Origin of the sequence: Actinoplanes sp. NBRC 101535, from assembly GCF_030269225.1 — a bacterium.
Classification (GTDB): Bacteria; Actinomycetota; Actinomycetes; order Mycobacteriales; family Micromonosporaceae; genus Actinoplanes; species Actinoplanes rectilineatus.
On the sequence record NZ_BSSY01000004.1, the window covers coordinates 210092 to 222032 of the forward strand.

Sequence of the window (11941 nt, forward strand, 5' to 3'; positions counted from 1 at the left end):
CTCGGGCGGGCGGCCAGGCAGGGACGAGTTGTCCCTGCCTGGCGGCAACAGGACCGGCTAAGCGGTGGCTAACCTTGGCGCGTGAACCGCCAAGCCATGGGTCGTTTCCTGCGGCAGCGCCGCGAGGCCCTGACCCCCGCCGAAGCCGGCCTTCCCGCCTCCGGGCGGCGGCGCACCCCCGGACTGCGGCGCGAGGAGGTGGCCGGCCTGGCGCACGTGTCGACCGACCACTACACCCGTCTGGAGCAGGCGCGCGGGTCGGCGCCGTCGCGGCACGTGCTGCGGTCGGTGGCCCGGGCCCTGCGCCTCGACGACACCGAGCGGGAGCATCTGTTCGCCCTGGCCGACGGGTGGGAGCGGCTGCCCGGCAGTCCGGCGGCCGACGTCCCCGGGCACGTCCGTGAGCTCATCGCCCGGATGCCGCTGACCGCGGCGCTGGTCCGCGACAGCCGCTCGGATGTGCTGGCCTGGAATCCGCTGGCCCGGGTCGTGCTGGCGGGCTTCTTCGGGTCCTTTCCCCAGGAGCACAACCTGCTGCGCCGCTACTTCCTGCACCCCGACCCCACGGTCCGCTACCTGTCCAGCCGGGACGAGAGCGCGTTCGCCCAGCAGGCCGTCGCCGCGCTGCGCCGCACCGCCGACCGGTTCCCGCGTGACGACCGGACCCGGCGGCTCGTGGCCGAACTGCACGAGGGCAGCGAGGCGTTCCGGAGACTGTGGGCGCGTCCCGCACACCCGGGTGGCCGCACCGGGGTCAAGACCGTGCTTCATCCGTCGGCGGGCACGCTCACCCTCAACTACGACGTCCTGGACATCCCCGACCACGACCATCAGATCCTGCTCTTCACCGCCGAGCCCGGCAGCCCGACGGCCGCGAATCTGCACAGCCTGGCCGCCTGACGCTTCCGCACACGTCTACGGTTGTCGATACCATGGCGCATGGGTGAGCCGACGCTCCGACCGGCGCCGCGGTACGACGCCTTCATCTCCTACGCCCGCAGCCGGGACGGCGCGCTGGCCGCCGCCCTGCACGCCGAACTGGAACGGTTCGCCGGGAGCTGGTGGCGGTCCCGGCGACTGCGCGTCTTCCACGACCTTGCCAGCCTCCCGGCGTCGGCGGGACTCCGGGAGTCCCTGGAACGGTCACTGGCCCGGTCGGAGTGGTTCGTCCTGCTGGCCTCCCCGGAGTCCGCGCGGTCCCGGTGGGTCGGCCACGAGGTGGACTGGTGGCTGGCGAACCGGTCGACGGACCGGATCCTGATCGCGGTCACCGGCGGAACACTCCGCTGGGACGGCGGCACCGACGCGCTCTCGCCCTCGCTGGCCGCCGCGTTCGCCGAGGAACCCCACTGGATCGATCTCCGGCCGTACGCCGGGACGACGGGCCGGCCGCTACTCGGGGACATCGTCGCCGACCTGGCCGCCCCGATCCTCGGCGTCGACAAGGACACCCTGGTCGGTGAACATCTGCGGCGGCGACGGGGCGCGACGCGTACCCTCATCGCCGCAGTCGTGGTGTTGATCCTTCTGGCGGTGACGGCTGTCGGTGGCGCGGTGATCGCCCGCAACCAGGCGCGGGAGGCCGAACGGCAGGCGGCGGTCGCGACCGCCCGGCAACTCCAGGCGCTCGCCGACGTCTCGCTGCCGACCGACCCGCGGACGGCGCTCGGGCTGAGCCTGGCCGCGCACCGCATCGACCCCGGTGACGAATCGGATCGTGGGGTGTACCGGACCCTGGCAAGCACGCCGTACGTGAGCACGCTGAGCGCGCATCGCAAACCGGTCACCGCGACGGCGTTCGCGTCCGCGCAGCGTCTGCTGGCCCTCGGCGACGACGACGGCGCGGTGAGCGTCTGGGATCTCGCCGACCCGGCCCGGCCCCGGCTACGGCACGGTCCGGCCGACCTCGGCATCGGCGTGGTGTCCGCTCTCGCGTTCGAGTCCGGCGGAACGGTGCTGGCGGTCGGCGGGGTGACCGATCCGGCCCAGTCGCGGGCGGTGAGCCGGGTGGCCCTCTGGGACGTCGCGCAGCCCTTCGCGGTCGGGCACCGCGTGCTTCCGGCGCTGACCGGGCGGCTGACGGCCCTGACCTTCCTCCCCGGCCGGCCGATGCTGGCCGGCACCCTGGTCGAGCCCTACCCGGCGAAACCGAGCCTGCACCTCTGGGGGACACCGTCCGTGGCGCAGGCCCGGCCGTCGGGGGCACCGGCCGTCTCGGCGGACGGCGATCCGATGGCTCTGGCCGCGACCGGCGACGGGCGTCACCTGGTCATGGGGTCGTCCCAGGGGGACGGGACCACCATCGCGGGCTCGGTGACCCTGTGGGCGGTGGACGACGCCGGCACGCCACGCCGCATCGCCGCCGCGCAACTCGGGCCGGTGGCTTCGGTGGCGGTCAGCGGCGACGGGCATACGGTCGCCGCCGGCGGGCAGGACCGCACGGGGGCCGGGAGCATCACCCTGTTCGACATCACCGACCGTAAGCGGGTCCGACGCATGGACACGGCGTTCGGCAGCCGGCCGGATCCGGTCGCGGGCGTCGCCCTCTCCCCCGACGGGCGGCTCCTCGCCGAGGCCGGCGGGCGCAGCCTGCGCCTGTGGGACGTGCACGACCGCAACGATCCCATCGCCGTCGACACCCCGGGTGAGGCCCATCAGGACGACGTCCGGACGGTGGTCTTCGCCGGCGACGGTGGGATCCTGGTGACCGGTTCCGCCGACACCACCGGCATCGTCTGGGACGCGCACGGCCGGACCGCGCCGGACGCCGCCGGGACGGTCACGCTGCGGCCGCGGGGCACGCCCGCGGACCCGTGGTGGGCCAGTGCGGAGGGCAAGATGCTCCGCGGCGTCCTGGGCGCTCCGGGGACGGTGACTTCTTATCGCGTACGCGCACTGCCCTCACCGGACGGGCGGCTGATCGTCACGACCGACCTCGACGGCCAGGCCGTCCTGTGGCAGACCGGACCGGACGGGCGGTCCCGGCAACTGCCCGTCCCCGCGGACCGGCTCTCCGCCGTGACCTGGGCCGCCTTCGACCCCGGTTTCCATCTGCTGATCACCGCCGGGGCGGAACGTGCCCAGCTCTGGGACGTCACCGACCCGTCGCGGCCGGCCCCGCTCGGTCCCGCCATGACCGGGGTGGTGCCGCCGGCCGCGTTCTCGGCGGACGGGCGGCTGCTGGTCATCGACGGCGTCGACGAGGACGACGGCAACGGGGTCCTCACCTCGACCGTCACCGTCTACGACCTCACCGATCCGGGCCGGCCCCGGCAGCTGTCCCGAATCGACGGCACCCGGGAGACGCTGGTGAAGTCCCTCGCCCTGTCGCCGGACAGTGCGACTCTCGCAGTCGCCGACAGCTCCGACACCCGCCTCTACGACCTTTCCGACCTCTCAGCGCCGGTACGCCTGGCGAAGTCGTTACCGAAGACGGCGGACCCGGTCGCCTTCACCCCGGACGGCCGGACGCTGGCGGGAGTGAGCCGGCAGACCCTGGTCCTGTGGAACGTCGAGGATCCCCGCGATCCGCGTCCGCTGGGCACACCGCTGCCCCTGGCGTACGAGGGCGAGGCCTCGACCATCACCGTCACCCGCGACAGCCGCCGTGTGTCGGTCACGACGCCGGTCCCGGGCCCCGCCGACGACCTGGGGGTGCAGAGCTGGGACATGTCGCGGCTCGTCCGGCTGCGCGCCGAGGCCCCGGAGTCCGCCTGCACGATGACCGATGCGGCGTCGTCCGGGGCCGTCGAGTGGCGCCGGTACCTGGACACGCCGGAGACCGTCCGGCTGTGCCCAGGTCCCTGACGTCAGGCAGCCGTCGTCACCTCGGCCGTGACCGGCTCGGCCGTCACCGGCTCCAGCGCCGCGGCGAGGATGTCGCGGACGTCGGCGACGGTGTGCACGGTCAGCGCCTCGAGCACGTCGGCCGGCACCTCGTCCAGGTCCGGGGCGTTGCGCTGCGGCAGGAACACCTCGGTCAGGCCGGCCCGCTGCGCGGCGAGCAGTTTCTGCTTCACCCCGCCGATCGGCAGGACCCGGCCGGTCAGCGACACCTCGCCGGTCATCCCCACGTCGGCCCGGACGTTGCGGCCCAGCAGCAGCGACACCAGCGCGGTCGTCATGGTCACGCCCGCCGACGGTCCGTCCTTGGGCACCGCGCCCGCCGGGACGTGCAGGTGGATCGGGTGGTCCAGCTGCTCCGGGGAGATCCCCAGCTCGGCCGCGTGTGCCCGCACGTAGGAGAGGGCGATCTGCGCCGACTCCTTCATCACGTCGCCGAGCTGACCGGTCACCGACAGGCCGCCCTTGTCGCCGGGCAGCAGCGACGCCTCGATGTAGAGCACGTCACCGCCCATCCCGGTCACCGCCAGACCGGTCGACACACCGGGCACCGCGGTCCGTTCGGACGACTCCGGGGTGAACCGCGGCCGCCCGATCAGGTCCTTCAGGTCGGCGGCGTCGACGGTGGCGGGAAGGGTGCCCAGGGCGGCCTTCCGGAACGCCTTCGCCAGGAGACGCTCGAACGAACGTACCCCCGCTTCCCGGGTGTACAGCGCGGCGATCTCCCGCAGCGCGTCCTCGGTGATCGTCACCTCGTCGTCGGCGAGAGCGGCCCGCTCCCGCTGCCGCGGCACCAGGAAGTCCCGGGCGATGGCGACCTTGTCGTTCTCGGTGTAGCCGTCGATCGTGATGAGTTCCATCCGGTCGAACAGCGCCTGCGGAATCGAGTCGAGGACGTTGGCGGTGGCGATGAACAGCACGTCCGACAGGTCGAGGTCCAGGTCCAGGTAGTGGTCGCGGAACGTGTGGTTCTGCGCCGGGTCCAGCACCTCCAGCAGCGCGGCCGCCGGGTCACCGCGGTAGTCGCTGCCGACCTTGTCGACCTCGTCGAGCAACACCACCGGGTTCATCGAACCGGACTCGCGGATCGCCCGCACGATCCGGCCGGGCAGGGCACCCACATAGGTGCGCCGGTGTCCGCGGATCTCCGCCTCGTCACGGACACCACCGAGAGCGACCCGGACGAACTTCCGGCCGAGGGTACGCGCGACCGACTCCCCCAGCGAGGTCTTGCCGACCCCGGGCGGACCGGCCAGCAGGATCACCGCACCGGAACCGCGCCCACCGACGACGGTCTGCCCGCGGGACTCCCGGCGGGCGCGTACCCCCAGATATTCGACGATCCGGTCCTTGACCTCGTCCAGGCCGTGGTGGTCGGCGTCGAGGACGGCCCGGGCCGCGTCCAGGTCGGTGTTGTCGGTGGTGCGCACCGTCCACGGCAGGTCGAGCACGGTGTCCAGCCAGGTGCGGATCCAGCCCGCCTCCGGGTTCTGGTCGCCGCCGCGCTCCAGCTTGTCGACCTCGCGCAGGGCGGCCTCCCGGACCGCGTCGGGCAGTTCGGCCGTCTCGACCCGGCTCCGGTAGTCGTCGGTGCCGTCCGCCTCGCCCTCACCGAGCTCCTTGCGGATCGCCTTCAACTGCTCACGCAGCAGGTACTCGCGGTTACGCTTCTCCACCGACTCGCGGACATCGTGATCGATCTTGTCGCTGACCTCGGACTCGGCCAGGAAGTCCCGGGTCCACTCGATCAGCAGCCGCAGCCGGGCCTCGACGTCCGGGTTCTCCAGCAGCTCACGTTTGCGGTCGTTGGACAGGTACGGCGCCCAGCCGGCGGTGTCGGCCAGGTCACCCGGGTCCTCGATGGCGCTGACCGAGTCGATGACCTGCCACGCCTCGCGGCTCTGCAGCACCGACACGACCAGCTGCTTGTACTCGGCGGCGAGCTCCTTGACATGCTCACCGGCCGGACCGGCGACGACCGGTTCCGCCTCGACCCAGAGGGCGGCGCCCGGCCCGGTCACGCCGCTGCCGATGCGGGCCCGCACGCCGGTGCGCAACACGGCGGCCGGCGACCCGCCCCGGGACTTGCCGACACGTTCGACGGTCGCCACCACGCCGTAGGACGCGTACCGGTCCTCCAGCCGCGGGGCGATCAGCAGCTCGGAGCCGGCCGCGGTGCGGGCGGCGTCGACGGCAGCCCGCGCCGCCTCGTCCAACTCGATCGGGACGACCATGCCCGGGAGGAGGACCACGTCGTCGAGGAACAGCACGGGAAGTCTCTTGCTGGACACGGTTACCTCCGGAAAGTTGAGTACGCCCGACTCAACCGCGCCGCCATCCACGATCTTCCACCGTTCGCTCCCGGCGAACGCCCCGCCTCCGCCGAGCACCGGGGAGCCGGGCCACCGCCTTCGCCCGCCATCTCCTGCTGCCGGGTGAGGGCCTGACAGCGTTCCTGCACGATGTGCACGAGGTCGACCCGGCGATGCCGTCGCCACATCAGGTCGGCTCAGCGCTCCCGCCACGGTGGGCGAGGAGATCCTCCGCAAAGCCGCGCAGGACCAGCTGACGACCATCCGCTGGCAGTGATCCCCTACGCCGGTGGCGAGATGCACTCAGGGATGGTCGGCGGGCTGCGGCGATGCGGGGAGGGACCAGCTGGCCAGCAGGCGTAACTGTTCCTCGGTGGCGGAACCGGGCTCTGCCGTGTACGTGGTCAGCAGGTGAGAGGCGTCGGCGGCGGTGGGCAGCGCCATCGAGTGGTAGGCCAGCTCCACCATGCCGACGGCCGGGTGGCGGAAGCGTTTGGTGCCCCTGCTGCGCAGGAGGATGTCGTGGGACGCCCAGCGGTCGGCGAACTCGGGAGTGGCCGCGGACAGTTCGGCGATCAAGGAACGCAGGGCCTCGTCGCAGGGGAAACGGCCGGCCTCGGCGCGCAGCAGGGCGGCGATCGTGTCCGCGGCGCCCGTCCAGTCGTCGTAGAAGCGGGCCGCCTGGGGATCCAGGAAGTGGTACCTCGCCAGGTTTCCGCGGGCCTCACCGCTGGTGAGCATCGGGGCGTACAGGGCTCGGCCGAGGGCGTTGGTCGCCAGCACGTCCCAGCGGCCGTTGCTGACGAAGGCGGCGCTCATCGTCATCGCGTCGAGCATCCACTGCACCTGCGGCGGGAGCGGCTCCATCCCCCGGCAACGGCGGTCGCGCTGGACCGGGCGAGCGGCCCGGGACAGGTCGAACAGGTAGGTGCGTTCCTCCTCGCCGAGACGCAACGCCCGGGCGACGGCGTCGAGCACCTCGTCGGAGACTCCGGCGATGTGGCCCTTCTCCAGACGGCGGTACCACTCGGGGCTCACCCCGGCCAGCACCGCGACCTCCTCACGGCGCAGACCGGGCACGCGGCGCCGTGGCCCGGACGGGAGACCCGCCTGCTCGGGGGTGATCCGGGCGCGGCGGCTGGCCAGGAAGTCGCGGACGTCCGCACGGTTGTCGTTCACGGTCACACTCCCAGGGTACGAGCGGAGCGGGCGCGAAGACGGGTACCGATTCTGCCCCCTTCACGCCGCTCATCGGGTGACCACGCACGCAGAATGAAGGGCGCGAGGATCGCCCTGGACGCGCCGGCGGCCAGATCCTCGCGCCCGGCCTCCGCGGGAGCGACGGTCAGCACCACCCACCCGGCTGGGACATCATGCGTTTGATCTTGATTTAGGGTTTGATCAGCACTTTCAGGGCCTTGCGGGCGGCCATGTCGCGATAACCGTCCGGGACGCCGCCGAGGCCGGTCGTGACGTCGAAGACGCGGCCCGGGTCGAGGCTGCCGTCGAGGACGCCGGGCAGCAGCTCGGCGATGTAGGCGCGGGCGGGCGAGGCGCCGCCGGCGAGGCGCACGTTGCGCAGGAAGAGACTGCCGAGTCCGATCGGCGCCTCCTCGTACTGCGGGACGCCGACCCTGCTGATCGTGCCGCCCGCCCGGACCACGCCGACGGCCTGGTCGTAGGCGTGGCGGGTACCGACCGCCTCGATGACGACCGGCGTGCCGTGACCGCCGGTGATCGCTCGCACCGCCTCGATGCCCGCCTCGCCGCGCTCGGCGACGACGTCGGTGGCGCCGAAGTCGCGGCCCAGTCCGGTCCGGGCCGGGTGCCGTCCCATCAGGATGATCCGCTCGGCGCCCAGCCTCTTGGCGGACAATACCGCGAGCAGGCCGACCGCCCCGTCGCCGACGACGGTGACGGTGCCGCCCCGGGTGACGCCGCCGGACACCGCGGCGTGATGACCGGTTCCGAACACGTCGGAGAGGGTCAGCAGGGACGGGAGCAGCGCCTCGTCGACGCCCGCGGGGACCTTGACCAGGGTGCCGTCGGCGAACGGGACGCGCACCGCCTCGGACTGGCCGCCCTCGTCGGGTTCCAGGTCCCACATGCTGAAGTGCGCACAGGCGTTCTGCTGACCTTCAAGGCAGTACTCACACGTGCCGTCGGAGATGCTCCACGGGGCGATGACCAGGTCACCCTTGCGGACGGTGGTCACCTCGGCGCCGACGTCCTCGACTACCCCGACGAACTCGTGGCCCATCCGGGCGGGCGGGCTACCGGCGGGCATTCCGGCGTAAGGCCACAGATCCGACCCGCAGATGCAGGCGGCCGTCACCCGGACGAGGGCGTCGGTCGGACGTTTGAGGACGGGATCGGGAACGGTCTCGACGCGGACATCGCCGGCGCCGTAGAGAAGAGTGGCTCGCATGGGACCAGCAAAGCCGCTGCTCAGCCACGGTTCCAGGCTGCGTTTGTGGGGGTGGCGAAAGTACCCCCAGCCGTCGTAGAGGGTTGTGTTTCGCCTTCTGGACAGCCGTGGCCGACGGCCCGGTCACCCCAGCCGTCGCCAGTGGTTCGTCCGCGAGCCGAAAACGACCGTGAACGACGGCCGGCGCCCCACCAGCCGTCGCCAGTGGTAGATCCGCGTGCCGGGGTAAGCCGTGGTCGACGGCTCGACGGGCTGAGCCGTCGCCGAGGGCTGTGTTTCGGCCTTCGGACAACCCTGGCCGACGGCTCGGTCACCGCAGCCGTCGACAGTGGTCGACGGGAGGACCGGAAACAGCCGTGGTCGACGGCTCGACGGGCTGAGCCGTCGACCACGGCTGTCCAGAAGGCGAAGCACAACCCTCAACGACGGCTGGGCTACTGAACCGCCCCCATGCCGAGCCTCACGAAACTCGGGAGGTCGCGATTCGCGAGGTCCATCGCGAAGGGGGCGCCCTCGTAAGCGGCCAGCGCCATGCCTATCTGATCACCGGCGATGTCGACCAGCTCATCGTCCTGGGCGACCTGCAGCAGCGCCTCGAAGGCCGCCGGATGACGCCAGTGCGGCAGCTCGGTGATCGCCTTGCATCGGAACTCCAGATCTTCGGCGGTGTCGAGCAGCAGTCCGCGGAGCCGATCGGCACGATCGTCCCAGGCCGGCTCGGCGGTGGCGTGCAGGCCGTCCCGGAACTGCTCGGGCGGCCGGTACCCGTGGACCTCCATGTAGTGAACGATCATGGCCGGGGCGGCGTACGACTCACCGCTGCTCAGGTAGTAGTGGTACTCGCCGTTCCCGCGAACCCGGGAGCCCTCGGCGCAGAACTCACACTCGTGGAAGCCCAGCATCCGGCTCGACAGGTGCACCGAGGCGTCCCGGATCCGCCGGAGATCCGCGTCGTCCACCGGCCGCGAACCCGCACCCTGAACGCCGCCGCCCGGCCCCAACCAGCCGACCGAGAGCATCGGCAGCGGCGACTCCTGGTAGCGGTACGGCGAGAGATCCACGTATTCCATGTCGGCTTCCTAGGTTCGGACCGGGCGGGTGCGGCCCCGCGCACTGTAGGCGCCGACGGCCAGCGCGGCGACGCACATCGTTCCGGCGCTCGCGGCCAGGGAAGTGTGGACGCCGACGACCGTGCCCGCCGCGCCGACCGTGAAGCCGCTGCCCAGGCGCAGGCCGCTCGACGACATGCCGTAGAGGCCGAGGATCCGGCCCCGTTCGGCGGCCGGGGCGCGCATCTGGACCACGGTCTGGGCGGTCGACGTGGCCACCAGGTTCGCGATGCCGCTGAGCACCAGCATGCCGAGGGCCAGCGGATAGCTTCCGGTCACCGCGAAGACGAGGGTGGTCGCGCCGTACACCACGGTGGCGACGACCGCGACCGGCACGCTCGGGCGGATCCAGCCGGTGGCCTCCAGGACCACGCCGCCCACCACGCCGCCGACTCCCGCGGCGAAGAGCAGGACGCCGTACGCCGTGCCGGCGTTCCCCGCACCGAGGTCGTTGGCGAACACCGGCATCGTCGACTGCAACGATGCGCCGACGAAGAACGCGCCCAGGCCCGCCAGGACGATCATGCCGACCAGGAGGCTGTCGTCGCGGACGTCGCGCAGCACCCGGAACGTGTCCCGGAATCCGGGGCGGGACTGCCGGGTGCCCGCGTCGCGGACGTGACCCGTGTACCGCGTACGGAACAGGAAGATCGTCAAGGGCAGGTAGATGGCGATGTTCGCGAAGATCCCGCCGGTCGGGCCGAGGCCCAGCAGCAGGAGCGAGCCGACCGCCGGGCCGCAGAGCACGCCGAGGCTCTTGAACGTGGCGTTGAGCCGGACCGCGCTGGGCAGCGCCTCCCGGCCGACGAAGTCGTGCAGCATCATCTGCTCGGCGGGCCCCCACAGCACCCCGGCGCAGCCGTGCAGGACCAGCAGCACACAGGCGTGCCAGATCTCCAGTTCCCCGGTCAGGAACAGCACTCCCCAGGCGGCCGAGACCAGCATGAACAGTGCCTGTCCGGCCTGGATGACGCGACGGCAGTCGTAGCGGTCGGCCAGGGCGCCGGAGAGCAGCGAGAAGAGCAGGAACGGCAGCCAGTGGCTGATCACCTGGAAGCCGGCGAGGGCCGGGGAGTGGAATTTCTCCCACAGCACCCAGTACGTGATGACGTGTTCGATGTTGTCCGCCATCATCGCCAGGCTGGCGCCGACGAGGTACGTCCGGCTGTCAGCGACCCGGAGCGCGGCGAACCGTCGCACCGGTGCTGGTGTCGGCAGGGGTGACGATTCGGCGGCGCACATCTTGCTCCTCAGCACGGTTCCGGATCGCGGCGACCCGACCAGCACGGTTCCGGGTCACGGCGACCCGACCAGCACGGTAGCCTGCTCCCCCGGCCGGCCCGTTCATGGTCGGCCGGGGGCAGCAGCGACAGCGCGCAGTGCGGCTCCGCGGCTGTCCCCGGCGACGACGGCGGAACCGCGGAGTCAGATCTGGTTCTCGCCGCCGTCGACGTACAGGTTCGCACCGAGCATGAAGCTGCTGTCGCCGGAGGCGAGGAAGGCGACCGCGGCGGCGATCTCGTCCGGCCGGCCGATGCGGCCGATGGCGATGCGGCCGCCCTCGTTGGCCTTGAAGGCCACCGCGTCGTCCTCGCCGACGAGTTCGGTGATGCCGCTCGTATCGGTCGGTCCCGGTGAGATCGCGTTGACCCGCACGCCCCGGCCCTTGAGCTCGTTGGCCCAGGTCCGGGTGAGGGTCCGGAGGGCGGCCTTGGACGCCGCGTACGCGCCGAAGCCGGCGGTGCCGTTGTCGGCGGCGGTGGATGCGTTGACGATCACCGATGCACCCTCGTTGAGCAGCGGCAGCGCTTTCTGCACGGTCAGCATCGTGCCGGTGACGTTGACGCCGAGGACCCGGCCGAGTTCCTCGGCGGTGAGCGTCTCGACGGTGCCGAACGAGGCGGTGGCCGCGTTGGCGAAGAGCACGTCCAGGCCGCGGCCGTGTGCGCGGACGGTCTCGTAGAGGCGGTCCAGGTCGTCGGGGTCGGTGATGTCGCCGGGCACCGCGGTGACGCCGGCGCCGAGGACCTCGACCGCCTCGTCCAGCTCGGTCTTGCGGCGGCCGGTGATGAACACGTGGGCGCCTTCGGCGACGAACCGGGCCGCGGTGGCCCTGCCGATGCCGCGGGTGCCGCCACCGGTGATGACGGCCGTCTTGCCTGCGAGTCGGTTCATGGTGCTGACCTCCTGACAATTCTGTTCCGGTCGGAACGGAACAGAACACTAGCAGTTATGTTCCGCCCGGAACA

At 72.1% G+C, this 11941-nt stretch carries 8 protein-coding genes; 2 read left to right on the forward strand and 6 right to left on the reverse strand.

What is annotated here, in order from left to right:
• Positions 1-81 precede the first annotated feature (81 nt).
• Complete coding sequence (locus tag QSK32_RS12985) at positions 82-900, forward strand: helix-turn-helix transcriptional regulator (protein WP_045739844.1); 819 nt, start codon at positions 82-84, stop codon at positions 898-900.
• Between the two features lie 39 nt (positions 901-939).
• Entirely contained in the window at positions 940-3807 is a 2868-nt protein-coding gene (locus QSK32_RS12990) for a toll/interleukin-1 receptor domain-containing protein (protein WP_285472013.1), read from the forward strand.
• A 2-nt stretch (positions 3808-3809) separates the two neighbouring features.
• Here the strand turns inward: QSK32_RS12990 and lon are convergent, their stop codons facing one another.
• From lon to QSK32_RS13020, 6 genes are all read right to left on the reverse strand, one after another.
• Positions 3810-6134, reverse strand: coding sequence for an endopeptidase La (gene lon / locus QSK32_RS12995; RefSeq protein ID WP_285472014.1), 2325 nt, complete (start codon positions 6132-6134; stop codon positions 3810-3812).
• Between the two features lie 324 nt (positions 6135-6458).
• A complete protein-coding gene (locus QSK32_RS13000; protein ID WP_285472015.1) occupies positions 6459-7340 on the reverse strand; it encodes a helix-turn-helix transcriptional regulator in 882 nt (293 codons plus the stop codon).
• Between the two features lie 205 nt (positions 7341-7545).
• Positions 7546-8583: an alcohol dehydrogenase catalytic domain-containing protein gene (locus QSK32_RS13005; protein WP_285472016.1), complete on the reverse strand. Its 1038-nt coding sequence runs from the start codon at positions 8581-8583 to the stop codon at positions 7546-7548.
• Positions 8584-9017: 434 nt separating this feature from the next.
• The gene (locus tag QSK32_RS13010) at positions 9018-9653 is read right to left on the reverse strand and encodes a DUF7919 family protein (protein ID WP_285472017.1); all 636 of its coding nucleotides are present in this window, start codon (positions 9651-9653) and stop codon (positions 9018-9020) included.
• Positions 9654-9662: 9 nt separating this feature from the next.
• Positions 9663-10892: an MFS transporter gene (locus QSK32_RS13015; RefSeq protein WP_285472018.1), complete on the reverse strand. Its 1230-nt coding sequence runs from the start codon at positions 10890-10892 to the stop codon at positions 9663-9665.
• A gap of 225 nt (positions 10893-11117) precedes the next feature.
• Positions 11118-11867, reverse strand: coding sequence for an SDR family NAD(P)-dependent oxidoreductase (locus tag QSK32_RS13020; protein ID WP_285472019.1), 750 nt, complete (start codon positions 11865-11867; stop codon positions 11118-11120).
• Positions 11868-11941 lie beyond the last annotated feature (74 nt).

What these genes read in the sequence shown, in the direction of transcription:
- QSK32_RS12990 (WP_285472013.1), top strand. Translation starts at nt 940, where the DNA reads ATGGGTGAGCCGACGCTCCGACCGGCGCCGCGGTACGACGCCTTCATC.
- QSK32_RS13005 (WP_285472016.1), bottom strand. Translation starts at nt 8,583, where the DNA reads ATGCGAGCCACTCTTCTCTACGGCGCCGGCGATGTCCGCGTCGAGACC.
- QSK32_RS13010 (WP_285472017.1), bottom strand. Translation starts at nt 9,653, where the DNA reads ATGGAATACGTGGATCTCTCGCCGTACCGCTACCAGGAGTCGCCGCTG.
- QSK32_RS13020 (WP_285472019.1), bottom strand. Translation starts at nt 11,867, where the DNA reads ATGAACCGACTCGCAGGCAAGACGGCCGTCATCACCGGTGGCGGCACC.